This window comes from Spirillospora sp. NPDC048819 (genome assembly GCF_040650055.1).
In the GTDB taxonomy this organism is placed as follows: domain Bacteria; phylum Actinomycetota; class Actinomycetes; order Streptosporangiales; family Streptosporangiaceae; genus Spirillospora.
The window spans coordinates 1-25,709 of the sequence record NZ_JBEZGN010000063.1 but is presented as its reverse complement, the minus strand read 5'-3'; the positions used below and the strand labels follow the sequence as shown (position 1 = coordinate 25,709).

Below are 25,709 nucleotides of genomic sequence, written 5' to 3'. Positions count from 1 at the left end.
CCCAGCCGCCCAATCTCAAGATCTTTATCCCGCATTGGGTTCAGCGGCGGCTTGAACAAGCCCGACGTCGTGCGTTGAAGCCATATCTGGCCCTCAACCGGAGCGTTCAGGTCTAGGGTGCGCTCATGGGTGATCTTCCTGTTCCTTCGCCGGAGATGGTGCACGCCGCACGTGCCCACCTGACCCGACGATTCGGTAAGGGAGTCGAGGCCTTGCTATGGGAGACGCACGAGCATCCGCTGCCGGACGCGGACGCTATAGCTAAGACGATCACCGCGATCCGGGCCGCGCACGCTGATCGGCAGGAGCCGCCGACACCGACGGATTTGGGCGCGGCGCTGGTGGTACTGCAGGCAGCGCGGTTGGACATGGACCGGCTCGAGGCCGAACTGCTCGCTGCCGTCCATGCGGCCGGCCTGGACTGGACGCAGATCGCCGCGGTCCTCGACCTGCCCGACGCCGCCGCGGCGCAGGAGCGCTACGAGAAGCTGCGCCCCCGCCTCGACACGCCCGTGGACCATGTAGGACCGCCCGAGCCCGGCGACAACTCCCCCAGCGGTTAGGGACGCCGGGGGAGTCACTGCGACGATCGGCGAATGCAAGCGTCCTTTCTCGGTGGGTCCTATGGGTTCTTGGAGGCGACGACGGCAACCGCGCTACCGATGTTCAGGTCGCTTTGACGGGGTATCGGCGCGGCATGATGAAACAAGCGTTGCGGGAAGGCCTGATCGCCGGAGCCGCCGGGACGGTGGTGATGACGCTGGGAGAGAAGCTGGAGCAGCGGCTGACCGGACGTCCCGGCTCCCACGTCCCCGCACGGGTCGCCGAGCGGCTGACGGGCATGGCCGAGCGGCCGGGACGCCAGCCGGTGGCGGTGAACTGGGCCATGCACTACGGCCAGGGAGCGCTGCTGGGAATCCTGCGTTCGGTAATGGCCCACGCCGGCCTGCGCGGCCCTTGGGCGTCTGCGAAATTCACGGTCGTGCGGCTCACCAACGACCAGATTCTGGAGAACGCCACCGGCGTCGGCGCACCCCCGGAGACCTGGCCACGCCTGGAACTGGGCGTTGACCTGCTGCACAAGGCCGTGTACGCATTCGCGACCGGGGCCATCGCCGATGCGTTGGCCTCCCGCGGGGGGCTCGGTCCGGGCCAGCGCCACGCGGCAATGCGCCCGGGTCGGCGCACTGACGTAGGCCCGCTACCGCGCGAGGACGCCTACACCCCGTGATTCCGCGACCGCCGCAGCCGGCGGAGGCTGAGGCGAGGACGACACAGGTAGGGAATGTGCGCACTGAGGATGCTCATCGACCTGCCTGCTTATCCCGGTGAGCGGGCGGCATGATGCGCAGGAGCGGAAGCCAGCCCAGGTAACTCACCGCCGATACCACCAGCCCGTAGCCGGCCCCGATGGACGGAACGGTCGACGACCAGCTGAGAGCCATCCGAACAAAGCTCCTATGGCGACCCGAAACCTAGATAAGCCGCCCGCCCAAGAGGGCGTTCCGGGCGGTCAGTGCCTTGCGGACGTCCGGGGAGCACCTCGCGCGCGATCCGGTGATGCGGCTGCTCGTGCATGAGCACGCACCCGCTGCCTCGTCCACACCCAGGCCGTCATCACCATGGTGCCCGTCAGCCCGGCAGCGCCGCCCTCGCTCAATGCGCGTACCTCTTCCGCCATGGACTTCCGATACCAACGCATTGCAGCCGATAGAGCAGGTCGTGCCGAAGCGCCCGGCAACGTCGTCTAATAGTCCAGCGGGGTGTTGTTGTCGCGGCGGCGTTCGTACCAGGTGTCGCCGACCACCATGCCGTCGATGTCGTGGCTTTCGGAGAACTCGATCAGGTCGGACATGGTGTTGATGAAGCCTTTGGTCTTGAAGTTGAGCGAGGTGTTGCACAGCACGCCCAGGCCGTACTGAGCTGAGAAGGCGGTCAGCAGTTCGTGCAGAGGCGCGTTGTCGTCCCGGGAGACGGTCTGCGTGCGGGCCGAGCCGTCCACATGGGTGACCGCCCCCAAATCCGGGGAGCGGACGGTGCGGAAGTACAGCATGTAGGGATCGGCGAAGTCCTCGCGAAAGGCGGCGCCGGCGTCCTCGATCCGGCAGCAGGGCGCGATGGGCCGGTAGTCCTCGCGTTGTTTGATCGCGTTGAGCCGATCGCGTGTACTGGCCCGGAACGGCTCGGCCAGCATGAGCGGGCGCCCAGGGCGCGGGGCCCGATCTCCCAGCGTCCCTGGACCCAGGCGATGATGTGGCCCTGTGCGATGGCGCGAGCCAGGGTGTGGGGCTCGGCCGGGTGTTTGAGCCACCGTGCCGGGTCGGGTTCGGTGTCGTGGTCGAACTCAAGGCCGCTGTAGACGTCCCAGTCGATGTGCGGTGATCCGGTCATGGTGTGCAGCGCGTCGATCGCCGTTCCCAGCGCCGAGCCGGAGTCGTTCGGGCATGGCGGCACGAAGACGGAGGAAAACTGCCCCGATTGGCGCCATTGCGCGTTCCATTCGCAGTTGAGGCCGCAGCCGCCGGCGATTCGCAGCGGTATCCCGTCCGGCAGGTGCTGTTCGGCGGCGTCCTGGAAGGTCTGGAACATCCGGGTGCTCAGTGCGGCCGCCGCGGTCGTGGCGGCCGGGGAGGTGACCCCGGCGTTGTAGAAGGGGACATGGCGGAACTGGTCCTTGGGGGCGGGATAGATGCTGTCGACCTTGAGGATCTGCTCGATGGCCTGGACGGTGTCGTCGTCGGCGTCCGCGGAATCGCCGTAGGCGGCCAGGGCCATGAGTTTGCCGCTGTCATCGAGGTTGGGGACCGCGCCGGTGTCGGGGAAGGTCGGGTCGGCGATGGCGAACAGGAACGCGTACCGCGCCCCGGGTTGGGTGAGGACGGGAACACTGCGGACGACGTCGAACCGCTCGTCCAAGAGGTAGAAGCCGCCGGTGACGCCTTCCCACACCAGGACCGCCTGGTGTTCATACTGTTCCCGTGGCGCCATGCCCACGGCCGCCATGATGTGTGACCGCACGTGCGAGGAGGAGAAAAGAGTGGTGGGCTGGCCGAAAAACGACGCGGTGCGCTGCACGGGGGCCGCCACACCGTGATAGCCGGCGCCGATGGTCTTCTGCCCGGATCCGCCTGCCTGCCTCCAGCCGCCCAGCGCGACCACATCCGGCGTTTTGCCGGTCTGCTCGGCGATCTCCAGGAACGTCGTAGGCGTCAGATCGCAGTGCCGGGGCCGGGAGTCCTTTTCCGATTCGAGCGACAACAGCAGCCGGCGGTCGTCGATGACCGCCAGTGCGCCGTCATGTCCAGGCTTCACACCCATGATCAACACAGCAGGCGCTCCCCCACACCCTTTGCCGGACCGGCCCTCTGCGCAGTCCTCATTACGACAGCGATTCGACTACCCGACACCTGACACTCCATGCCCAAGCAACCCCAGACATCACCGGTCACACCATCCGCTGCTGCGGCGAACACTCAGATCGACCCCGCGAGGATTACCTTGACGGCCAGGCAGTCGACATCCACCACGGCTCGAATAGCCGCATCAAGGGGTATGGAGCTCTGGCCGACCGCACCGCACCCCCAAACGGCCACCGCGTCCCCCGGCCGTACGCCACCGGGCGCGCTCCCATCCAGCCAGTCGACAGACTCTGCTCGGCGGCGAAGGGGATCGTCGAGGATCAGCTGTGCTCGCCGGGGGTGTACCCGCCCGGATCAGAGGTAGAGGGGCAGGGTGCGCCCGATCATTCGCATAGCAAGGTCGATTCCCGGCCGGATGCGTCGGAGCTTGAGCGATACCCGGCAGGTCGCGAGTCGGGCGATACGTGGGCCGAGTCGGGAGCGGGATCTGGCGGCCCAGTCGTTCAAGGCCGCAGCGGCGGCTGTGCTGGCCTGGCTGATCGCCGGCGAATGGACAGAGGCACCGCTGTCGTTCATCGCCCCGTGGGTGGCCCTGCTGATGGTGGACGCGACCGTATACCGCTCAGTGATCAAGGGCGTCCAGCAGGTGATGGCCGTGGTACTCGGGCTGCTCGCCGCCACGGGCGCCTACACCGTCATCGGCAACCGGACCGTGTCGCTGGCCTTGGTCCTGGTCCCGGTGATGCTCCTGGCGAACTGGCGGCGGTTCGGCGACCAGGGCACCACGGGCGCGGTCACCGCGCTGTTCGTGTTGACCAGCGGGAACCCGGGCATCGGTGAGTTCGTCGCCCGTCTGATGGAGACGGCATTGGGCGTGGTGGTGGGCGTCACCGTGAACGCGCTCGTCTTCCCGCCGACCCATCTGCGCAGCGCACACGCCGCAACGGCGCGGATCGCCGATGAGGTCGCCGGGCTTCTGGAGCAGGTCGCCGATGGGCTGCGCGACGGTGACTGGAACATCGAGGACGCTCGGGACTGGCTGCGGCGCGGCGACGGCGTCCAGCGCCTGGTCGGCGATGCCTGGTCGGCGATCGGATGGGGGCAGGAGAGCGTCCACCTCCTGCCCTGGCGTCGCCGCAAGCACCGCGAGGCGGACCTCACACATGTGCTGCTGCCGCTGGAGGTGGTCGCCAAGCAGACTCAGGGGATCTGCCGTGCCACCGTGGACGCGGCGACCGAGGGAATGCCCAGCCCCGACCCGTCCTTCATCTCGTTCTATGCCGAAATCCTTGCCCACGGCGCCACGATCGTTCGCGCCTACCGCGGTCGCCACTTCGGGCCGGCGCCGCCGGAGCCGCCTCAGATCGTCGAGGCGGCCCGCCAACGCAACCACGAACTCCATGAGCGGTTGCGTCAGCGGGCATCCTCGGACGATGCGTGGTTGATCCACGGCTCACTCATCATCGAAGTCGATCGCCTGCTCGCTGGCCTGGCGGCCTCCCTGCAGGAACAACCCGCCCGAGCTCCCAGGTCCCGTCCCGGCGCCCAAGAAGAGTCTGGCTCTTGACCTCTGGGCGGCGATCACCGCTCTAGCCGCGAGGCCGGTCAGCATGCACTTTCAGGCCCGACCGTTCTACTGCGCCGATGCCGACCGGATTACCTGTTGTCGGCGTCCTAGTCGGCGGAGCCGGGTTCGGTGAGCTTGCCCTGCACCTTGGCTTTCACGGTGTCGGGGACGACGCGGGATCCTGCGACCTCCACCTTGTTCTTCAGCGACCCCGCGACGACCTTGTCCTTGCCGGCCATGAGGGCCTCGAAGCCCTCGCGCGCGACTTGGGCGGGGTCGTCCTTGTCCATCTGGCCGAGCTTGGTGTGCTGGAGGCCGGCCCGTTCGAAGAACTCGGTCTCGGTCGGGCCGGGCAGCAGCGTCGTCACGGTGACGCCAGTGTCGCTCAGCTCCTGGCGCAGCGCCTCGGCGAACGAGTACAGGAACGCCTTGGACGCCGCGTATGTCGCCAGGTAGGGGCCCGGTCCACTCGCGGCGACCGACGAGGTGAGCAGCAGTCGGCCGGATCCCGCCTGGATCATGTCGGGAAGGACGCGCCTGGCCAGGTGGACGGCGGACCTCACATTGAGGTCGACCAGGTTGAGTTCGGCGTCCAGGTCGTTGTCGCGGGCGAAGTCGCCGGCGACGCCGACTCCCGCGTTGATCGCCACCGCGGCCGGGGCACGCCCGGTGTCCCGCACCACCGCGTACAGCTCCTCAACACCGTCGTGGGTCGCCAGATCGGCCTGCACGGACGTCGCGTCGACGCCGTCGACGATCGCGTGGGCGGCGTCGACGATGCGGGCGTCCTCCGCCGCCATGATTACCTCGAAGCCGTGGCGGGCGAACTCCGCCGCCAGTTCACGCCCGATACCGCTGGACGCCCCGGTCACCACTGCCAAGGGCCGTGCCTGCTCGGTCATCCTCATCGCCTCCCGGAGGCAGTACGGGGCCGGGCGGTGAAGCCCAGCCGGAAAGGGCTCAGCGTGCGCGGCAGCGGCCGGTCCGGAGACGGGCACAGGCCGGCGTCCTGCTTGAAGTCGTAGGCGCGCAGCAGCGCGGCCAGGAAGTGGCTCGCCGAAAGCAGCGACAGGTTCCGTCCCGGGCACGCACCGGGCCCATCGCTGAACGGCACGACCGCCCGGTCACGCTCCACCGTCCCGTCCAGCCAGATGCCGGGCTGGAAGGCGTCGGCGTACGGCAGCGTCTCGGTGTCCCGCTGGAGGAAGGGCGTGTGGATGAGGAACCCGGTTCCGGCGGGCAGCATCTCGCCCGCCCACTCGGTCGGACGGGTGCTGTCGCGCAGGATCGTCAGGGTGGTGGGCCACAGACGCACCGATTCCTGGACGCACGCTCGCAGAAACGGCAGGCCGGCGTCGTCCGCCTCGGCCTCACGCTCGGCACGGGCGGCCTCCTCGGAGTGGGACGCCAGCAGCGCAAGCGTCCGGAAGGCGGCGAGGGCGGTGGCCTCGTAGGCGAACAGCCACTGTGGCACCTGGTCCTCGGGGGCGGTGACCTCGGATTTCGGGACGGCGGCCATCAGCCCGGCCAGGCTCCCCGGCTCGGGATCGGCGAGGTACCGGCGCAGCCGTCGGAAGAACTCGGTCCGCACTCGGACCCGCCTGGGGTGGACGAAGGCCCAGTTCGCGTTCATCCGCAGCGTGGTGAGCAGATCGCTGATCTCGGAGTCGTCGCGGGCAGCGTCCCCCAGAACGACGCGCCGGACCATCCGCCACCACGCCATCCGAAAGTCCGCCCAGTCCAGGCGCCCGGCGAGCGCGATGGCGCCCACCAGCCCGTCCGCCTCCCCGCAAACCTTGGGGACCAGCGCGCCGACGTGCTCGTGCACCGGGTGCGCGGCGTCCAGCACGCTCTCGTTGAACCGGCGACGGTCGGCACGCTCCTCCCCGTGCGACACCAGCACGCCGTGCGGCTGAAAGTGGTCCAGTGCGGCGCGCTTCTCCATTGAGGCGAGCGCGAACGGCTTGGGCGAGCCCGCCAGCACACGCCCGACGTCGCGCGGCGAAAGGACCACGGCGAACGAGCGTCCAGGAACGGCGAGGCGCAACGGCCCAGGCCCATAGCGCCTGCGCAACCGTTGCAGCAGACGCCCAGCCCGGTAGTCGGCCTGCACCGCCTCGGCGAACGCCACGATTCGCGGGCGACGCGCCAGTATGCCCCGCGTGATCGTCGGCAAGAACACCATCCCGGTGATCCGCGCCGTATCGGCGACCGTGGCCCTGGCCGGCGGCGCCTCGGCGGCCACCAACCTCGCCTGAGCAGTCGTCACCATCGCCCCCTCCACAACAGCGGGGTCTAACCGCCGACAGCGACCGCAAACAGGAACGCACGCCGAACCGGGCCAGCGCGAGATTCCGGGACGGAGCCACCGGCCCCAAACTCGCCTGCGGCATACGACACCGTCTTTCACTGCCGCGCGCCACTGTCCCGCGCTCCCTGGCCCGCCGTACAGACGTTCCACCGAACGCTCGCCGCGTCGCAGCGCTCACCCTCCGGCAACGCGGTAGCGAAGAAACTCCTTGAGTGCCGCAGAATCACGGCAGTGCCTGACGGTACCTGCACATGAGAACGAGCGCTGGCAACCTAGCCACCACACCCGAGGACGACCCCGGAGAAGATCGTCGACAGCTCACCGAGGTGATGCCGGGACGGCCCACGCGACTGCGCCACCGCCGCCCGATCGACAACATCCGGGAGCCCTACGACCGGGAGGCGGCTGCGCCGCTGCACCCCGTCCAGAGCCTGTGCGGCCGCCCGCCTCCTAGAAGAGGTGCATTCACCGGCGACCTAGGGGTACCGCGGGAAGGTACACACGCGCTCCCAGGGAGGGATCATGGCGAACAACCCGTCGTTCATCGAGGTGCAGAAGTCTCTGGCCGGGATGGACTATCCCGCGTCCAAGGACGACCTCATCCAGCACGCGCAGGAGCACGGCGCCGAGGAGGGCATCCTTCAAGCACTCCAGGCGATGCCAGATCGGGAGTACGACGGCCCCAGCGGAGTCAGCAAGGAGATCACCAAGAACTCCTGATGTGCCGACTCGATGAGCCGCCGGGGGCTGGCCGAAGCCGCCGAAACAGCTCATCAGGACCCGAGTGCGGCCGGTTGCCCTCTGCGGGATGACGTCGACCGTTGCATGAGGCGAACGCGTGCTGGCCACGACTGTCGCCGCCTGCCAAAGGAGTCCGGCCGCAGACATTTCAGCAAGGCTTCTGAAGGGGGGAGCATTGGCATCCCATACATGGCGAGTGTCTAAGTCCCAAAACGATGCCGACGCATTGGCACGAGCCCACGGCACCTTCAACTTGGTCGGTGGAGCTTGGCCGCTCCTGAGCATGCGGAGTTTCGAGTGGGTCTTCGGCCCTAAGCAGGACAGGTGGCTGGAACAAACCGTCGCCGGGCTGCTGATATCGGCCGGATGGTCGCAATTATGCGTCGCTGCCTCCCCCGCTGGGCACACTCACGCCCGACGTGTCGGCCTGGGCACGGCGACGACCCTTTTGGCCATCGACCTTTTCCACGTTCCTCGCGGTACGCTCCGCTGGACCTACCTCCTGGACGCCGCCATGGAGATCGCATGGATCACCGCCTGGCTGCGTACCGACGTCACGAACACTCGCGGGCGAAACCGGCCTCGGGCGTCGTTACAGCGAGGACGCCGAGGGAAGAGGCGCTGACATGGCTGATATCGGAGATCGCTTCAAGCCCGGGGAACGTGCGCCGGAAAGCGGGTTTTACGAATGCGACTGCCCCAACTCCCACCGCTGGAGCACCGACGTGGCGGGCCACCCCCTCCCACCGCTTCCGCAAGGTTGCAGCGGAAGGCAATGGACCCTGAAGGAACGCCGTCCCGTCGCGTGATGATGCCGGTGTAGGCGACGACGTCTGCGTCGAGCCGGGTGTCTGCGGGTCCCGGCCACCTGCCGGACTGGACGCCCGGGCTTCACCAGATCCAGCATTTGCGACGGAACTCCGGGGGCGTAACTCCTGGGCATCCTGGCCTCTTTAAGATTGAAGGCATCAGGAGCGCAGTAATCTGACCACACCGAGCCCGGGGTACATCGCTCGGGTTGGCGGCCTTCACATGCGAGTGCCGGTCAATAGGCCTTCTCGGAGTCGCTGCAGAGTTGTTGCCAGCAGGCGGGAGACGTGCATCTGGGAGATGCCCAACTGCTCGGCAATCTGATGTTGGGTCTGGTTGCCGAAGAAGCGCAGCAGCACGATGGTGCGCTCACGTTCGGGTAGCTCGGCTAGCAGAGCACGCACCGCATGCCCATCGATAAGGCCCTCCAAGTCTGGGTCGTCGGCGCCCAGGTGATCACGGACGGTGTCGGGATCCTCGTCGCCGACGCCGCCGAGCGGTGCGTCCAGGGATACGGGGCGGTAGGCGTCGCTAGCCAGCAGAGTGTCCACGGTCTCATCGAGGGTGACGCCGACCTGTTCGGCGAGTTCGGCAGTCGTGGGTGAACGGCCGTGCGCGGCGGCGAAATCGTCGGCAGCCCGATTCAGCAACGGCCGCAGTTCTTGAATGCGGCGCGAGACGCGCACACCCCAAGTCCGGTCCCGGAAGTGCCGGCGGACCTCCCCAGCGACGACCGGATAAGCGTAGGCGTAAAACCCGGAGCCCCGCATCGGGTCGAACCGGTTGATGGCCGTGACGAACCCAAGGTAGGCGACCTGTTCGAGATCCTCCAGCGGTTCCCCGCGGCCCGCGTAACGGCGCGCGATGCCCCGCACGAAGCCGGCGTTGAGCGCAACGATCTCAGCGCGCAACCGCTCCCGGCCAGGATCGTCCGGGCCAAGACCGTACAGTTTCCCCAGCAGCGCATGCGTCCGCCGGTTCGTCTCAGAGTCATCGAACGTGGGGGCGGCCTCGTCTGCGGACGGCTCCCCGGCCATGGCCCCGTGGCGGTCGATCCCGCCAATGCGGTTGGGAGCAGTGTTATTGGTGGCGTCGTCAGCCACGTTCATGCCCGGTGACGTGGCTCATGCCGGGAGCTTGCAGTCTATTCAGTGACGGCTTCCCGGGTGCGGCCGGATATGAGAAGGACGACGCCCTCGCGCTTGGCGTCCCCCATATGCCGACCAGGCTCCCACAGTTCCTCGGTCGCGACGCCGGATCTGGACGGGGGTAGGTCGTCCAGATCTCACATAGTCCTTGTCCCTCGACGGTCGTGAGCGAAGCCATGGACGAGTTCGCACTGCCCTCTACCGTGATCGTTCCTCCTTGCAGCTCACGGCCCGTAGTCCGCAAAGAAAGGCTCTACCAATGGACTGGCTTGGCCCACCGCGATCACGCTAGTGGCGTGGGCAAGCCAGCACTCAGCAATGAAGGTCAACTCACCTCGCCCTACCCCGCGTGTGCAGTTTCACACGAGGCAGTCAGGTGCGCTAATCGCAACGCGTTGCGATCAGTTAGCAACGTCGCGAAGCCAGCGCGGGCAGCTCAGGAGTCTGTGTCACGGCATCTCGTTCCTGGTGCCGCACGCCGCCTCTCGATGCAGTTCAACGGCGTCACTTGCCTTCCCGGGCAGGTCGGCCTTGAGTGATGTGGGGTGCACCCGGTCATCCCTAGCTCTGGTCGACGGCAGCCGAGACGGACACGGGTGTGATGGCACGGAACGTTCCAAGGCCTGATCAGCTGGGTTCCGCGTCGGCTACCGGGCCGGACGAACTCGCCTCTTTGGCCGGTTCAGTCGCTGCCGCGGCCGGTCAAGCGGTCGCGCACCCGGTCGACGAGTCCGGCACCGGGAGCCAGCAGCTTGTTCAGCGGCGGCGTATTGGGCGCCGAGGGGTGCGGCCGGGTGGGCGCGGTGCGTTTGGCGGACTGGACCTTGTCACCCAGGTCCATCAGCTGGTCGGCGTTGGCATGCTCGGCGAGCTTGGGAAACAGGGTTCCTTCTTCGTCCTCGACGTGGGCGGATACATCCTCGATGAGCCTGTTGACCAGCGTATTGAAGCCTTCATGCGAGGGGTCGGCCTGTTCGAGTTCCTTGAGGATTCGCTCGACTTCGGCGTGGTCGGAGATCTCCCTATCGGCGATTTGATCGCCGTCCGGCACGACGCTGCGGACCGCGGGATACAGGTGGATTTCCTCTGCGATCGAGTGCCGAACCAGTTCGATGGTGACATCATCGGTGATTCGGCGCCGCTCCTCCGCGTCGGTAGCGGCCGTCAGTTCGTCGAACATCTCCTCGACTTCGCGGTGATCGTGCGTAAGGACCTCGATCACATCGCGCCGCTCGTCTCCCATGCGACCTCTCCCTCTCATTGCCTGCGCTGGACCGGGAGATCAGCACATGCCGCACCCGCAACCTGGCCCACCACGCCGCCAACGACGAGCGCGCTTGGCACCTCCGCGTCTAGGCCACACGCTGACGACGTCAGACCAGTGCGCCAGCCAAGGCGTCAGGGCAATGACCTGCGATGATCACCCGGCATAGCCCCTATACCCGAGTAGGCGAGCCTCACTCGGACGTCTGTAGGCGGGGGCGGTCCAATCGGTGGCTTTGGATCCGGTCTGGCGGGCAAGGGGTGGTAAGGGCACCACGTTAAGGGGGGATCGTGCGTGTAGCCGCCGTGCAGACCGCCTTGCCAGAGCATCGCTACGATCAGGACCAGATCACTGAGGCCGTCGCGGCGTCGACCGAGGTGGATCGGCGGCTGCTGGGGCGTTTCCACGCCGCCACCCGGGTGACGGGCCGGAATTTGGCCCTGCCGATCGAGCAGTACGCCGAGCTGGACGATTTCACTGCCGCGAACGATGTGTATATCGATACGGCGCTGGCTCTCGGGGAGCGGGCCGTCCGAGGCGTACTGGCAGCGTCGAAGCTGGAGGCGTCGCGGGTCGATCAGGTTGTCTTCTGCTCGTCCACCGGCGTGGCCACCCCCTCGCTGGATGCCGCCCTGGCCCAGCGAGTGGGGATGCGTGAGGACGTCAAGCGGCTGCCGGTCTTCGGTCTCAATTGCGCGGCCGGCGCCGCAGGATTGTCGCGACTGTACGACTACCTGCGCGGCTGGCCTGACCACGTGGCGGTGCTGGTCTGCGTCGAGCTGTGTTCGCTGACGGTGCAGCGTGAAGACGACTCGGTCGCCAACCTGGTGGGCAGCGGTCTGTTCGGGGACGGCGCCGCCGCCGTCGTCGCGGTCGGCAGCGACCGGGAGGCCGACCTGCGGCAGGCCCTCACGACACCGCAGAATGCGGCGGATCACCCAGGGCGGCAGACGGGCCGCTGGGGACCTCGGATCGTGGCGACGCAGAGCAGACTGTACCCCGGCACTGAGAGGCTGATGGGGTGGGACGTCGGCGAGCATGGCTTCCGCATTGTTCTGGCCTCCGACCTTGTCGATCACGTTGAAGCGACGCTGGCCGACGACGTCGCCGCCTTCCTCGGTGAGCACGGTCTTTCCCCCGGCGAGGTGTCCTCGTGGGTCTGCCATCCCGGGGGACCGAAGGTGATCGAAACAATCGCAGAGGCCTTCGCTCTAGGACAGGGCGAGTTGGACCTGACGTGGGACTCCCTGCAGAAATTGGGCAATCTTTCCTCGGTGTCGGTGCTCAATGTGCTGCAGGAGACGATCGAGCAACGCCGTCCGTCCGAGGGCGAGACCGGGCTGCTGATGGCCCTGGGGCCCGGGTTCTCCGCCGAACTGGTTCTGCTGCGCTGGTGAACGTGGTCGCGTACACGCTGCTGCTCGCGCTCGTCGGGGTCGAGCGAATCGCCGAACTCGTCGTGTCCCGCCGCCATCTGGTCTGGGCGAGGCGAAGGGGTGGTACCGAGTACGGGAGCGGACATTACCCGTGGATGGTCGCCGCTCACGTAGGCCTGCTGGGCGGTGCCCTGCTGGAGGCATGGCTGCTCGGCCGGCCCTTCATCCCCTTCTTGGGCTGGCCGATGCTGGGACTCGCCGTCCTGGCGCAGGGCCTGCGCTGGTGGTGCATCGCCACACTCGGCAAGCAGTGGAACATCCGAGTGATCATCGTGCCGAATCTCCCTCTGGTAAACGAAGGCCCCTACCGGTGGCTGCGCCATCCGAATTACGTCGCGGTCGTCGTCGAAGGCATCGCGCTGCCGCTGGTGCACACCTGCTGGCTCACCGCCTCGCTGTTCACAGTCGTGAACCTGGCCCTCTTGAGGACGCGCGTCAAAGTGGAGAACGCCGCCCTTGCACAAGCTTCCGACACGGGGCGCGCGCGGCGGTGCTAAGACTCCTGTCTCACCTGACGGGTACGAGGTTATCGCTGCTCGAGACACCACTGACCTGCAAGATCGTGCGGCCTGACGAGAGGCTGGGGGCCACGTCATGATCGAAACACAGCACATCAAACGTCTGCTGGAAGCAGACGACCGCGACGCGGTGTTGGTGATCGCCGGAGGGCGCGCTCAAGTTGTCTCCGCCGATACGGTCAAGGAAGGCGGACTCGTGGTCGCCGGGCGAAAGGACATACTGCGCTGGCTCGCCGGCGATACCGAATCAGAGGAACTGGCCCCATCCCCCGACGAGTTGCGCCGGATCGCCGAGGATCTCGACCGCACAGTCACGGATCCGCGCGTCTGACCGACGAGGGGCGCTTCTTCCGGACTCGCGGGGCTCGTCTGTACGACCTGCCCCCCCCGCGACGGCCTCCCCGGCGTTCGGCCCTCAAGCCGCGAAAGTCGCCGGACGACTGGTCGACGGCGTGTGGACCCTGGCGTCACCGGACAAGGCGCCCATGGTGATCGGCGCTTGCCGACGGGGATGCGACCAGGCCGGACGGGAGCCTGGCGAAATCGTCCTGCAGGGGCTTGCCGCGGCGGTCGGCAGCGACGATGCCGCACTGGCGTCGTCGCGGGAGTGGAAGGGCACTCTCGTGGACGATAACTACGCTGAAGACGTCCATGATCCCGCCCACGTGGGTGCGCTCGCCGAGGAGAAGACATCCGACCGTGTCTTCAAGATGATGGGGATCCGGTTGTGATCATGAACGTGTCCGGTGCCGATCCGATGGGCACGCTGCGCCTTTACGGCGACCACGTACTGCCCGCCCTGCGGAACAAGCTCCGGATGGGCGCCTCCGCATCCGCCGCGGCGGATGGGGTCGGCTTCGGTACCTGGCCGCCTACTGCAGCCGAATTGCGACGCAGCACACGAGATGACACCACACTCCCTCGAATGAGCAAATGAGTGCTCCAGGGACCGGCATGGAGAGATGCCGGCGGCCAAAAGCCCGATACGGTCCATACGATGGCGACATGGTCGGCTGGCCAGTGATCACGCTTGGCGACGTCACCGCAGGCGACGTCCTGGATGTGGCCTGCCACCACCCGCCGGTGGTGATCGTGACCGAGGTCGGCCCGGCAAGTGAGCCAATCACCGTGCGCCGCGGCGACGTCTGCTTGCAGATCGTTCCTGTGCGGCTGTCCTGGGAGGCAACCAGACCCACGGCAAGCGACACAGCGGCGCCGGGCGGGCACGGGGCGGTGCGAGGCCGGACCTGGCTGAGCCTGTCGACCCAGGTCACCCGACTGGGATCGACGCGCCGACATCGCAGGCCACCCGACCGCTACAGCCCGTGACCGGCTCGGTCACCCATGACCCGGCAGCTGGTCAGGAAACGACGCCCACCCCACCATGTTGAGGCCCAAGGACGGCAGAAAGCTACTTGCGCGCCGTCCATGTGGATCGGCACACCTGAGGGTAGTGACGGGCACGCCGGAGGTCCGCCGAAGGCAGCCTCGGGTGCCGTGTGGCCCTCGCCCAAGTCTGTCGCTCTCGAGTGATCTCTTACTCAGGCAGGCTGGAGGCTAGCCAGCCTCTGTGAACAGGCTGGTTGCGGCCAAAGAGGGATGTACAAGTCTGCTCAGAGAGCGTGGCCTCGTGACGCTAGGCAGCCATCGCGTAGCCCTTGGAATCGACCAAAATTAGAAGGAGGAACGCGATGGCCGGAGACAACAGTGTGACCCTGCAGGCTGGCTGGCCGAGCAGATCGGTAGCGGTCACGAAAGGAAAAATCCAAAGACATCCCTGGTCGTCCCCGGCGTCGACGTCCAGAGCACTGGGCCCACGACCAGCCAGGTGAACGACAGCACCGCCGTCGCCGATGCGGTTGGCCCGTCACGCGCCAGGAAGGCGGAGCCTGGCAGGACACGGCGGGTGTGATCGGCCTCGTTCTGGTCGTGCCGGCTGTGTAGGCGGCATTGGCGGCACAACTCGATGACGCGCTCGACAGGACGATCCTTCCGTTTGGGCGCCGCGGCGAGGGGAAGAGCGCGCTTCATGGCGATCTGCCCGCGCAGGTCAAGCGGGCTACAAGCGAGCCTGGCGTTCGGAGCCAACTGTAGTAAGGGGCAACGATGACGGACCGAGTCGCCGACATCTGGGGTGCGCGGACGCCGTACGGGTCCGGGTCGCAATGGCCGGTCAGGGTCGACCAGTACGTTGAGGACGGGGTGCCCGAGGACGAGGTCGAATGGTCCCAGTCGGCCTGCGTGCTGTGCTCGAACGGCTGCGGTATGGACGTGGGCGTCCATGGGGGCCGCATCGTGGGTGTGCGTGGGCGCGCCGACGATCGCGCCAATCATGGCCGGCTCGGCCCCAAGGGGCTGTTCGGCTGGCAGGCCAACAACTCGCCCGACCGGCTGACGCAGCCACTGGTGCGGCGCCGGGGCAAGCTACGCCCGGCGAGCTGGGACGAGGCGATGGCCCTGGTCGTCGACCGTACGCGGGAGGTCATGGACTCGCGGGGACCGCTCGGTATGGGCTTCTACGACACCGGGCAGCTGTTCCTGGAGGACTACTACACGCTCTCGGTGATCGTCCGGGCGGGGATCGGGACGCCGCATCTGGACGGGAACACGCGGCTGTGCACGGCGACCGCCGACTTCGCGTTGAAGGAGACGTTCGGCACCGACGGCGACCCCGGGTCGATGACCGACTTCGACGTCTGCGACACGATCTTCGCGATCGGGCACAACATCGCCGAGACGCACACCGTCCTGTGGATGCGGATCCTCGACCGGCTCCGCGGTCCCGACCGGCCGCGCCTCGTGGTGGTCGATCCGCGCCGCACGAAGGTCGCCCAGGAGGCGGACGTCCACCTGCCGATCCGCAGCGGGACGAACCTGGCGCTGCTGAACGGGATCCAGCACGAACTGCTGGCGGGCGGCTGGATCGACGAGGAGTTCACCGAGCGGCACACGATCGGCCTGAGCAAGCTCGAACAGACCGTGAAGGAGTATCCGCCCGAGCGCGTCGCCGAGATCTGCGGTGTCCCGGCCGGCGACATCCGGGAGGCGGCCCACGTCATCGGCACGGGCCGGCGGCTGGTCTCCACCTGCCTGCAGGGCGTCTACCAGTCGCATCAGGCGACCGCGTCCGCCTGCCAGGTCAACAACATCAACCTGCTGCGCGGAATGGTCGGAAAGCCCGGCTGCACGGTGTTCCAGATGAACGGCCAGCCGACCGCGCAGAACACCCGGGAGACCGGCGCCAACGGTGACCTGGCGGGGATGCGCAACTGGCAGAACCCCGAGCACGTCCGGGAACTCGCCCGCATCTGGAACGTCGACGACATCCAGATTCCGAGCTGGGCGCCGCCGACGCATGTCATGCAGATGTTCCGGTACGCCGAAGAGGGCTCGATCCGTTTCCTGTGGATCGTCGGGACGAATCCGGCCGTCTCCTTGCCCGAACTGCACCGGATCCGCTCGATCCTGAAGCAGAAGCGGCTGTTCGTGGTGGTGAGCGACGCGTTCCTGACCGAGACGGCGCAACTGGCCGATGTCGTCCTGCCCACCGCGATCTGGGGTGAGAAGGCCGGCACCTACACCAACCACGACCGCACGGTGCATCTGTCGGAGAAGGCGGTCGAGCCACCGGGCGAGGCACGCCCGGACATGGACATCTTCCTGGACTACGCGCGCCGCCTGGAATTGACGGACAAGGACGGCGCGCCGCTGCTGAAGTGGCGCACCCCGGAGGAATGTTTCGAGGCGTTCAAGCAGATGACCCGCGGGCGTCCGTGCGACTACTCGGGCCTTTCCTACGGCAAGCTCCGAGGCGGCAGCGGCATCCCATGGCCGTGCAACGACGAGGCACCGGACGGAACCGAAAGGCTCTACACCGACCACCGGTTCAACACCGACGGCGATTACTGCGAGGACTACGGCCACGACCTGCTCACCGGCGCGGCCTACGAATCCAAGGACCATGCCGCGATGGGCCCGGCCGGCCGCGCCGTTCTCAAGGCGGCGGACTACCTGCCGCCCCACGAGCCGCCCGGCGAGGAGTATCCGTTCCTGCTGAACACGGGGCGTTCCGTCTACCACTGGCACACCCGGACCAAGACCGGACGCGCCCGCCAGCTCGACGCCGCCGCCCCCGACGTGTGGGTGGAGATATCGCCGGCGGACGCGCAGCGACTCGGCATCGTCGAAGGCGACCTGGTCCGCGTCGAGTCACCGCGAGGACGGATCGAGGCCAAGGTCCGCGTCAGCGGCGTCCGCGACGGCGTCGTGTTCGTGCCGTTCCACTACGGCCACTGGGACCCCGGCGAAGCCGAGCCCGATGGACGGCCGCGCGCCGCGAACGAACTGACGATCACCGACTGGGACCCGGTCTCCAAGCAGCCGGTGTTCAAGACGGCCGCCGTGCGGGTCGAGAAACTCGCCGACGGTGGCGGCGCCCCGTCCCCCGCGCCGACGACCGCGGGAGCCGAGCCGCTGTCGGTGACCGGCCCGGCGACGGCGGGCGGCGAAGGAGTGACCGAGACGGCACGGGGAGGGACGTCATGAAGGTCGACAAGGCGATCGACGACGTCCAGAAGGCCGAGGCCGACCTGGCCAAGGAGCTGCGCCGCCTCGGCGAGCGGCACGCGGTCGAACAGGACCTGTACCACCTCGGCCTCACCCTCGCCAAGCAGTGCGCCGACCACGTGGAGCGCCTCGCGCCGTTCGCCGAGCGGTACGGCACCTCGCAGCCCAAGGTCGACGACTCCCCCGGGCTCCTGGACACCCTGCGGCACGCGAGCGCGCGCATGGTCGGCCGCTCCGAGATCGTCGGCGTCCTGCTGCTGCGCGACCTGCGCAACCTCTACCTCGGCGCGCAGGAGGCGGAGATCGCCTGGGTGATCCTCGCGCAGGCGGCGCAGGCCGCCCGCGACCGCGACCTCCTCGACCTCACCGCCACCTGCCAGGAAGCCGCCGAAACCCGCGGCAAATGGCTCCGCACCCGAATCAAGGTCACCGCACCCCAAGTCCTCGTGAGCGGTTAAGGGAGGAGCTTTGACATCACGACCTCGGGCGAGGGCCGCGACACTCGGTGACTCGGACCTGCTGGCGCGCGTCCACGGTGCCTTCAACGTGGCCAGCGGGACCTGGCCGCTGGCCGGCATGCGCAGCTTCGGATGGATCTTCGGCCCCAAGCAGGACATCAAGCGGGACAAGTGGCTCGTACGGACCGTCGCCGGCTTGCTGGTGAGCGCCGCCTGGTCGCAACTGCGCGCCGGCTCCTCGCCGGAGGGCCGTGCTCACGCCCGCCGGACCGGCCTGGGCACCGCCCTCACGCTGCTGACGATCGACCTGGTCTATGTACCTCGCGGCAGGCTCCGCTGGACCCACCTGCTGGACGCATCCATGGAGGCCGCATGGATCGCCGCATGGCTGCGGGCCCGCACCGACCCCGCCGGCGACTGATCTCCGCGCGGCCGCCGGCCCCGTTCCGGCGGGGGCCTCGGAGGTACGGGGGTGAGGATGAGCGACCTTGATGTGGCGCTGATCGGTCTCGGGCCCCGGGGCCTGTCGGTGCGGGAGAGGCTGCTCGTCCGGCTGCACGCCGCGCCTCCGGACGGCACCGTCACCATTTGGGCGTTCGACCGCGTGGAACACGGGGCGGGACGGATCTGGCGCACCGGCCAGCCGCCCTGGCTCGCCGCGAACACCTCCGCCGCCGAGGTGAGCATCCACTCCGCCGACAGCCCCCTGCTTCCCCGCGGCGGCGGCCACCCGCACTCGATGGTGGACTGGGCGGGACTCGCACCCGACCAGTACCCGTCCCGCCGCCTGTACGGCCGCTACCTGGCGCAGGCCTTCGAGAGCCTGCGCGCGAAGACCCCGCGCGGCGTCGACGTCCGGCCGGTTCTAGAGGAAGTCACGAGCATGACCCGCGCGGAGGCCGGACGGCTACGGATCACCGCCGGGGACGTTGAGATCAGCGTGGACAAGGCGGTCATCGCCACCGGCCACCCGGAACTGGAGCCGACCCGCGAGGAGATCATCTTTCGCGCGCATGCCGCCGGCCACCCCGGCACCGGATACATCGGTCCCGGCCTCGCCGCCGAGATGCCCCTGGAGGAGATCCCGCCCGACGCAACCATGGCGATACGCGGCCTGGGGCTGACCTTCTACGATCTCGTCAGGTCGATGACGATCGGCCGCGGCGGACGGTTCACCGAGGGAGCCGACGGCGACCTGCGGTACATCCCCAGCGGGCACGAGCGCCGGCTGCTGGCCGGATCGCGCAGCGGCCTGCCCTTCCTGGCCCGGCCGGACCTCTCGCGGTCGCCGCAGACGCCTTGGCGGCCCACGGTCCTGACCGAGGAGCGCCTCCAGGAAGCCCGGGACGCGGCCGCGGCCGGACGAGGCACACGGCAGCTGGACTTCGCCGCGGAGATAGAGCCGCTCATCGGGCTGGAAGCCGCGGCCCACTGCCCCCAGTTCACCGGGGGAACGGACTCGTTGCTCCGGCTCGCCCGTCCATTCGACGGCAGGCATTTCGCCGGCATGACCGCGTTCCGCGGCGAACTCGTCCGGCTCCTTCGCGACGACGTCGACGAGGCCCGGAAAGGCGTCGCGGGCAGCCGCGCGAAAGCCGCGACCGAGACCCTGCGGATGCTACGGCCGGTCCTGGCGGGCGTGGTCGACTTCGGCGGCCTGCTCCCGCGCTCCCACGAGGATTTCCTCACCAGATTCGTGCCGGCGAGCTACATCCTGTCCGCCGGGCCGCCCGCGTCGCATGTCGCGCAGCTGGTGGCGCTTCTCGAAGCCGGCGTCCTGGAAGTCGTCGGCCCCGGCTTCCAGGTCCGGCCCGAGCCCGGCTCCGGCGGTTTCACCGTCCGGGCTCCCAGCGTCCGCGGCTCGGAGCACCGGGCGGCGATCCTGATCGACGCCCACACGCCGAGCACCGACCTGGCCCGCGACACCGCGCCGCTCATCAGGCAGCTCATGGCGGACGGGATGGTCACCGAGCACGCCACCACCGACCCGGCGACCGGCCGGCTGTTCCGGCCCGGCGGCCTGGCGACCACACCCGCCCCCTACCACGTGATACGCGCCGACCAGAGCCCCGACCCCGACATCCATGCCCTGGGCGTCGTCACCGACGGAACCCGCTGGTTCACCCAGGTCGGGTCCGGCCGCCCCGGCCAGGACAGCCCCTTCCACCAGGACGCGGACACCATCGCGGCGTCCATCCTGAACCCGACGACAGCGGTCAGGGGCCGCCGCGGCCGGTGAGGTGGTCGCGGGCCCGGTCGACCAGCCCGGCGCCCGCCGTGCGGCCACGGGACCGGCCGCCGCGCCGCCGTCCAATCAATCCGCGCGTCCGGTTGACCTGGAGGCTCATGGGTATGGGGTGTGTCTGGCCAAATCCGGCTAAACGGAGGTGAGTACGTATGCCAGGCAAGAGGATGGAGGGGAACGAGGAGCAGCGCCGGGCGAAGGCCCGGGAGGCACGGTCCGCCGGTTCGACGCCGAGCGCCGAGCACGTGACCACAGGCGCGTCCAAGCAGCCGCACACCAGACCCGAGCATGAGCCGCACCATCACGCGGAACGGCTGGAGAACATCCACAAGGGCAAGCAGCAGGACAGTTCACCCGAGCCCAAGCCCGGCTACGGCGTTCCCGGGTCGAAGCGGCACCGCGAGGACTGAGTTCGACACCGTGACGCCATGCTTCGGCCGCACGCTATCGCTCCGCGTACACCCCCCGGCGCCGTCGCCACCGGCGAGGACAGCAGCGGTCGCTCCAGATGCCGTTTGTGCTACTTCGGCGAGGAAAGGCTCGCTGAGCAAAGGATGGCCCAGGGCGACCTCGAACGGTCGGTGAGATGGGAATCCCGCTCGTGCGCCGTGAATGCGCGTCTCGGGGACGCAGCAGCTCCTAGCGCGATCGCGTTCGCTGCGGTGCAGTTCCGCAGGGGCGCGCCTGCTCCGTCGGCCATTGTGATGCTTCTGCAGGGGCCGTGTTTGCGCGCGAGGGTCTGGACGTTACGTCGACGCCTCTCGGTGCCCCATTCCAGCAGCCTGATCGGTGCGGCGCGACCTCAAAGTGACTGGCTATTTTGAGGGCAGGTTCCGGTCAGGGACGGTGAGCTTGTTGACGCCGATGGAGATCCACAGAAAGGAAAGAAAGCCGATGAACACCAAGAGCGCCACCGCGATCATCAACGACTGGCCCGAAGATTCGCGTGAGGCGGCACAGATCGTCCTCGACACCTACGGTGAGCCGGATGAAGCGGCCGATTCGTTGCTCATCTGGCACAAGGCCGGACCGTGGAAGCGTGTGGAGGCGTCACGGACTTTCCATGAGCACGCGTTCCCGGCTCCGCACATCGACTCGGTCCTGTCGGTTCTCGACTACCGGGTTCCAGCAGAGAAGTTCACCGCACTCGCGCAGTTCGACGGCAGCGTGATCGCCGAACGGACTACGGGGGAACTGTCCGCCCGCTGCCACGACGAACAGGCCAACTTCCTGGCGCTCAACCTGGTGCACGACATTGTGACGGGCAACAAGACCGTGGAAGAGGCCCGCCGCTATTACGCCAAGGAGTTCCTGGACGCCCGGCGCGGCCGCCCCACGCCCTACATGGAGAAGCTGCGATTCGCGCAGAGCAGCGAGCCCACTCCTGACGCCGACGAGCGCATGCTGTCGGACAAGGACCTCGAGCGGGCAGCCGCGGAAGGGCAGTGAGCATCGCCGTCCTGAGTGATCGATCGGCAACTGACCCGACCAACCACCCCATTTAGTGGAGTCTCACCGGGCGGCGGGGTGGCGGGCGAGGAACTCGAGGGCGAAGTCGACGTCGAGAGGGTCGGGCATGGGGTGGACGGGACGTACACGGGAGAGGTCTTGGTGCATGCGGGCGAATGCGGCGAAGTCCCTGGGGTAGACGGCGGTGTCAACTCCGGTAAAGGTGCCGTGGGTGCGTGCCCGGGTGAGGACCTCACGCCAGGCCGAGACAGGGGCTTGCCCCAATGCGGGCACGCCGTTGGAGAAAAGGGTCAGGCGGATCTCGTCATAGGGATCGGTGTCGGCGATGTATTCGAGCAGTTCCCGGCGCGACGATTCGGTATTGAACGTCAGCCAGTACGGGACCGAGCCCGTGCGCAGCGTCCACCAGGGTTCCAGGAGCAGGAAGCAGGAGGCGAACAGGCGGGTGTCGGGAATTCCGCGCTGGTGGTACCAGGCGCGGTACAGGTCGGCAATGGCCGGGCTGAGGGCCTGCGGCTCTGGAAATTTCAGCCGGTGGGTGCGGAAGTCGGCCAGGTCGGCCAGCAAGGATCTGTCGAAACCCCATTCGGCTTCAGGGCTGTTGCCGTCGGGTGCAGGGGCGCGCCAGGACCGCTGCGGTGAGCCGCTGCGGGCCAGGAAATCGGCGAGACGAGGGCTGCCTTCGTGGAATTCCTGGGCGGTGACGCCGCCGTAGGCGCCGTGCTGGAAGACGTAGCGCTCACCGACCTGGGTGGTCGGCCAGCGCAGTTCGCACTCGGTGACGATGACGGTCCCGTTCGGGGCCAGGCAGCCTCGAAGGAAATCGCGGTAGGCGGCGGGCAGGCGACGCCACTTGACGCGGAAGTACGACATCCCGGCGATCATCAGACGGTCCTGGTTGGCGTCGTGCATATGGTGCAGGACCAGGTCGGGGTTGGCGCCGACCAGAGCATGACCGGCCGGCTCGGACAACCGCAGGCCCTCGCATGAGTCGTCGGGATGGCCGCCGCGCCGCCGCATCGGGATGAGGACCGTCTGTGGCAGCCACGGGATGCCGAGGGCCGCCGCCAGATGGATCAGCGCACCGTCGGACGATCCGATGAGGACGGCCGGGTATCGCCGTCGCGGGTAATGCGACACGATCCATTCGGCCAGTGCGTCCGAACGGATGTCGCCGGCGTGTTGCGGGGAGACCGCCTCCGCCCAGCCCGACAAGGCGTACGCCTTCTCGGTGACCCGTCGGGGCAGCCGGACAACGGCACGCAGCAGCGCCGCCATCGGCGTTTCAAGATACCCGGGCATGATCCCGAGCAGAGGCGCGTCCCGGCCGTCCAGGAACCGTGCGAGGACGCGGAGCATGGCGGTCGCCGAGTCGAACTCAGCGACCTGGCGTGCCGGGGAGGACATTCCCGTCACCTACCACCGGCGCGGGAATTCATGCCGCCTTCATGCAACCAGCCGCCTGATGGGTTCCGACCACGCGTCGGGGTGGGGCCAGACGAAGGTGTGCGCTCCAGGCACGTCGACGAATCGTCCGTCCCGCGCCTTTCGCGCCAGTTCGCGCGCCCAGGCTTCGGTGAGGAGGCGGTCCTCACGGCCCCGCAGGACGAGCACCGGGACGGCGATCTCGGGAAGGATGTCCTCAAGGTGGTCGTCCAGATGGGCCCGGACGATGTGCGCCAGCCGGCGAGGCCCGGCGCGCAGCCATTCCGGCCGGTGCGAATGGCTGAGGTCACCGGGCTCATGCCGGGCGTCCAGCCGCCACCGCAGCAGCAGCCGCACGACCGAGCGTCCGATCGGGTCGACGGTCGGGCTCGCCAGCACGAGCGCGACCGCCGCGTCCGGCCTTTGCGCCGCGGCCTGCGCGGCGACCTGCGTCCCGCTGCTGTGCCCGGCCACGATCACTGGCCCGAGATCGGCGGCGTCCAGCCACTCCGCGACCGATGCGCCGTACTGCGGAACGTCGAGTTCGTGCGGGGGATCGCCGCTGCCGGCCAGGCCCGGGAGGTCCACCAGGTGCGCACGCGTCCACTTTGCCAGGCCCGCCAGCGCGGGCAGGAGGTAGTCAGACACCGCCATGCCCTGAACCAGGACGACCTCTGGCACCCCGGGCACCGGCCGGCCGGCCGTCCGCGCCCGCATCCGCCCGTGCGGCAGATCCCGATAAGTCACCTCGATCCGGTTCGGAGCATCCGGATGATTGATGTCCATGGTCGCCCTTTACCCAGCCGCCATCCGATGTCCCGACAGGCTCGGCGGCGACCAGTTGCGCCTTGGGCCGAAGGACCGCCGACATTCGTCGCCCCCAACGGACGGACCCACACCCACGGGACGATCACCGCCTACAACCTCGGCAAATGCAAATGCGATCGCTGCCGAGGCGCCTACGCCGAGTACCGCGCAAAGCGACGCGCCCAAGGCATGACACGCCCACGCCTCCTGGCTCCTCGCCGGTGGCGCCGACCTTCAAGTCGTGAAGGAACGCCTGGGGCACCTCAAGCTCTCCACCACCGAGAAGTACTCCACACCCTCCCCACAGCCGACGAAACCGCACTCACCGCCCTCAACAAGATCCGAAGCTCAGTGAAGCCCGAAGCGCCGGCAGAGCAAGCACTCGACTCCCAACTATCGGAGGCCAAGGAGGAGATCGATCGCTTGCGGAACCTGATCACTGACCTGACCATCGCCCAACACATCACCAGCGACAGGCGGCTACGCCCCGCCTAGGGGGCCATTGCCTTGTGCTCCCAGCAGTCGTCAATGGCAGCCTGGTGCTATTCGGATCCTGCGGTGACCGCTGTGCCCGGACGTTCTCCGGCCACCCGGACTCGATCGAGCATCGAGTAGCACCCAATGTTCCTCGACTGCTTTCCGATCTGACCGACACAGCCGCGCGTCGAGCAGATGCCGGATAAGTCGGCGGCTGCTGACCGGACACGGACGGCCGCGTTCCGCTGCTGACACGAGCGGATCGCGCCATGCCCGCGACTAGGGAAGCCTGATGCCGAGCCGGGCGTTGGTCTCGGGCGAGAAGTCGGTGACGAGAACGTCGGCGTGGTCGAGCGGGCGGCGCAGCACGGCCATCCCGGTGGCGCACCTCACGTCGAGTGCCACGGACTACCGCGTTGACGGGCTGGCAGGGACTTCAGCATCGCTTCGGGTAGCGCCAGTCCTGACTGGGCTTCGGCAGTACCGCTCCGTTTCGGTAGCAGACGTGCGCCTCGGCCCGTCGGACTTTGAACCCCGAACTAGCCTCCGGGCCCTCCACATCGAGGCGATAGCAGCTACATCAACAGCCACTCGATTCGCCATGTTTCCATGGCGCTATTCCCTCCACGCTAGTCGGAGGCGAGGAGTGCTCGAAGGGCTGCTGTGGGAACACGGTAGGAGTTGCCAATGCGAAGTACTTTGCAGGGGAATTTTTTCTGTTTGGCAAGTTGGTAGGCATACGTTCGGGAGAGCCCGAGGGCTCGAGCTGCAGTGGTGATGTCGACGACGGTAGGGAGTTCGGCGAGTTCATCGTGCTTGAGGGGCTGCATGAGGTGACCTCCGTGATCTCCGTGGACCCGTTTTGTTCTGACGAATGAATTGCTCAGGTGAAGCACCAGCCGGTGTCGCAGGTGCCGTCTCCGTCTTCGAAGGGGAGGGTGTCGGCGGTGGGGGTGACGTCGGCGAGGGGGGCGTTGTAGCGGGTGAGGTAGACGGGGTCTTTGCCCAGGTGGGCGCGGCGTTTGTTGATGGTGGCTTCGAGGTGGCAGGCCTTGGTGAACAGGGCTGGTTGTTCGCGGCGCATGTCTTGCCAGGTGGTGAGGCGGT

Annotated in this window: 24 protein-coding genes and 2 pseudogenes; 15 read left to right on the top strand and 11 right to left on the bottom strand. The window is 68.0% G+C overall.

Features of this window, described 5'->3' with window-relative positions:
* Positions 1–125: 125 nt before the first annotated feature.
* Together AB0C35_RS43960 and AB0C35_RS43955 are read left to right on the top strand one after the other, a co-directional pair.
* The gene (locus tag AB0C35_RS43960) at positions 126–563 is read left to right on the top strand and encodes a hypothetical protein (RefSeq protein ID WP_358469895.1); all 438 of its coding nucleotides are present in this window, start codon (positions 126–128) and stop codon (positions 561–563) included.
* A 134-nt stretch (positions 564–697) separates the two neighbouring features.
* The gene (locus AB0C35_RS43955) at positions 698–1,231 is read left to right on the top strand and encodes a hypothetical protein (RefSeq protein ID WP_358469892.1); all 534 of its coding nucleotides are present in this window, start codon (positions 698–700) and stop codon (positions 1,229–1,231) included.
* 516 nt (positions 1,232–1,747) lie between these two features.
* On the opposite strand, the gene AB0C35_RS43950 is transcribed toward AB0C35_RS43955, so the two are convergent.
* Both AB0C35_RS43950 and AB0C35_RS43945 read right to left on the bottom strand, forming a co-directional pair.
* On the bottom strand, positions 1,748–2,311 hold the full coding sequence (locus tag AB0C35_RS43950; protein ID WP_358469913.1) for a carbamoyltransferase C-terminal domain-containing protein: 564 nt from the start codon (positions 2,309–2,311) through the stop codon (positions 1,748–1,750).
* A 155-nt stretch (positions 2,312–2,466) separates the two neighbouring features.
* Positions 2,467–2,988, bottom strand: a pseudogene (locus tag AB0C35_RS43945) (3-hydroxymethylcephem carbamoyltransferase); the annotation flags it as partial.
* 744 nt (positions 2,989–3,732) lie between these two features.
* Here AB0C35_RS43945 and AB0C35_RS43940 point away from each other — a divergent pair.
* A complete protein-coding gene (locus AB0C35_RS43940; RefSeq protein ID WP_358469889.1) occupies positions 3,733–4,926 on the top strand; it encodes an aromatic acid exporter family protein in 1,194 nt (397 codons plus the stop codon).
* A 107-nt stretch (positions 4,927–5,033) separates the two neighbouring features.
* On the opposite strand, the gene AB0C35_RS43935 is transcribed toward AB0C35_RS43940, so the two are convergent.
* Together AB0C35_RS43935 and AB0C35_RS43930 are read right to left on the bottom strand one after the other, a co-directional pair.
* Positions 5,034–5,828 (bottom strand): SDR family NAD(P)-dependent oxidoreductase, encoded by a 795-nt coding sequence (locus AB0C35_RS43935; protein WP_358469887.1) that lies wholly within the window; start codon positions 5,826–5,828, stop codon positions 5,034–5,036.
* A 2-nt stretch (positions 5,829–5,830) separates the two neighbouring features.
* Entirely contained in the window at positions 5,831–7,057 is a 1,227-nt protein-coding gene (locus AB0C35_RS43930; RefSeq protein ID WP_358469885.1) for a cytochrome P450, read from the bottom strand.
* 702 nt (positions 7,058–7,759) lie between these two features.
* Between AB0C35_RS43930 and AB0C35_RS43925 the strand changes: the two genes are divergently transcribed.
* The gene (locus AB0C35_RS43925; RefSeq protein WP_358469882.1) at positions 7,760–7,957 is read left to right on the top strand and encodes a DUF2795 domain-containing protein; all 198 of its coding nucleotides are present in this window, start codon (positions 7,760–7,762) and stop codon (positions 7,955–7,957) included.
* Positions 7,958–9,006: 1,049 nt separating this feature from the next.
* On the opposite strand, the gene AB0C35_RS43920 is transcribed toward AB0C35_RS43925, so the two are convergent.
* A complete protein-coding gene (locus AB0C35_RS43920) occupies positions 9,007–9,897 on the bottom strand; it encodes a SigB/SigF/SigG family RNA polymerase sigma factor (RefSeq protein WP_358469879.1) in 891 nt (296 codons plus the stop codon).
* A gap of 721 nt (positions 9,898–10,618) precedes the next feature.
* Positions 10,619–11,179 carry a hemerythrin domain-containing protein gene (locus AB0C35_RS43915; RefSeq protein ID WP_358469876.1) on the bottom strand — a complete coding sequence of 187 codons (561 nt, stop codon included), beginning with the start codon at positions 11,177–11,179 and terminating at the stop codon, positions 10,619–10,621.
* 311 nt (positions 11,180–11,490) lie between these two features.
* Here AB0C35_RS43915 and AB0C35_RS43910 point away from each other — a divergent pair, with 311 nt between their 5' ends.
* From AB0C35_RS43910 to AB0C35_RS43860, 11 genes are all read left to right on the top strand, one after another.
* Positions 11,491–12,597, top strand: coding sequence for a 3-oxoacyl-[acyl-carrier-protein] synthase III C-terminal domain-containing protein (locus AB0C35_RS43910; protein WP_358469873.1), 1,107 nt, complete (start codon positions 11,491–11,493; stop codon positions 12,595–12,597).
* Positions 12,594–13,133: an isoprenylcysteine carboxylmethyltransferase family protein gene (locus AB0C35_RS43905; protein ID WP_358469870.1), complete on the top strand. Its 540-nt coding sequence runs from the start codon at positions 12,594–12,596 to the stop codon at positions 13,131–13,133. Before AB0C35_RS43910 ends, AB0C35_RS43905 begins: the two co-directional genes overlap by 4 nt.
* 97 nt (positions 13,134–13,230) lie before the next feature.
* The gene (locus tag AB0C35_RS43900) at positions 13,231–13,485 is read left to right on the top strand and encodes a hypothetical protein (protein WP_358469867.1); all 255 of its coding nucleotides are present in this window, start codon (positions 13,231–13,233) and stop codon (positions 13,483–13,485) included.
* Between the two features lie 154 nt (positions 13,486–13,639).
* Positions 13,640–13,885: a hypothetical protein gene (locus tag AB0C35_RS43895; RefSeq protein WP_358469864.1), complete on the top strand. Its 246-nt coding sequence runs from the start codon at positions 13,640–13,642 to the stop codon at positions 13,883–13,885.
* Between the two features lie 274 nt (positions 13,886–14,159).
* Complete coding sequence (locus tag AB0C35_RS43890; protein WP_358469861.1) at positions 14,160–14,483, top strand: hypothetical protein; 324 nt, start codon at positions 14,160–14,162, stop codon at positions 14,481–14,483.
* A gap of 777 nt (positions 14,484–15,260) precedes the next feature.
* Positions 15,261–17,699 carry a nitrate reductase gene (locus AB0C35_RS43885; RefSeq protein ID WP_358469858.1) on the top strand — a complete coding sequence of 813 codons (2,439 nt, stop codon included), beginning with the start codon at positions 15,261–15,263 and terminating at the stop codon, positions 17,697–17,699.
* Entirely contained in the window at positions 17,696–18,178 is a 483-nt protein-coding gene (locus AB0C35_RS43880) for a hypothetical protein (protein WP_358469856.1), read from the top strand. Before AB0C35_RS43885 ends, AB0C35_RS43880 begins: the two co-directional genes overlap by 4 nt.
* Before the next feature lie 10 nt (positions 18,179–18,188).
* On the top strand, positions 18,189–18,599 hold the full coding sequence (locus AB0C35_RS43875) for a hypothetical protein (protein ID WP_358469853.1): 411 nt from the start codon (positions 18,189–18,191) through the stop codon (positions 18,597–18,599).
* 57 nt (positions 18,600–18,656) lie between these two features.
* Positions 18,657–20,417 carry an FAD/NAD(P)-binding protein gene (locus tag AB0C35_RS43870; RefSeq protein ID WP_358469850.1) on the top strand — a complete coding sequence of 587 codons (1,761 nt, stop codon included), beginning with the start codon at positions 18,657–18,659 and terminating at the stop codon, positions 20,415–20,417.
* 158 nt (positions 20,418–20,575) lie between these two features.
* Positions 20,576–20,833, top strand: coding sequence for a hypothetical protein (locus AB0C35_RS43865; protein ID WP_358469847.1), 258 nt, complete (start codon positions 20,576–20,578; stop codon positions 20,831–20,833).
* 484 nt (positions 20,834–21,317) lie between these two features.
* A complete protein-coding gene (locus AB0C35_RS43860) occupies positions 21,318–21,872 on the top strand; it encodes a hypothetical protein (RefSeq protein ID WP_358469844.1) in 555 nt (184 codons plus the stop codon).
* 63 nt (positions 21,873–21,935) lie between these two features.
* Here the strand turns inward: AB0C35_RS43860 and AB0C35_RS43855 are convergent, their stop codons facing one another.
* The 5 genes and pseudogenes from AB0C35_RS43855 to AB0C35_RS43835 form a co-directional block, all read right to left on the bottom strand.
* On the bottom strand, positions 21,936–23,300 hold the full coding sequence (locus tag AB0C35_RS43855; RefSeq protein WP_358469841.1) for a hypothetical protein: 1,365 nt from the start codon (positions 23,298–23,300) through the stop codon (positions 21,936–21,938).
* Between the two features lie 39 nt (positions 23,301–23,339).
* A complete protein-coding gene (locus AB0C35_RS43850; protein WP_358469838.1) occupies positions 23,340–24,104 on the bottom strand; it encodes an alpha/beta hydrolase in 765 nt (254 codons plus the stop codon).
* Between the two features lie 777 nt (positions 24,105–24,881).
* Positions 24,882–25,007, bottom strand: coding sequence for a hypothetical protein (locus AB0C35_RS43845; RefSeq protein WP_358469835.1), 126 nt, complete (start codon positions 25,005–25,007; stop codon positions 24,882–24,884).
* A 224-nt stretch (positions 25,008–25,231) separates the two neighbouring features.
* Positions 25,232–25,432 (bottom strand): helix-turn-helix domain-containing protein, encoded by a 201-nt coding sequence (locus AB0C35_RS43840; RefSeq protein WP_358469832.1) that lies wholly within the window; start codon positions 25,430–25,432, stop codon positions 25,232–25,234.
* 53 nt (positions 25,433–25,485) lie between these two features.
* Positions 25,486–25,709: pseudogene (locus AB0C35_RS43835) on the bottom strand (phosphoadenosine phosphosulfate reductase); the annotation flags it as partial.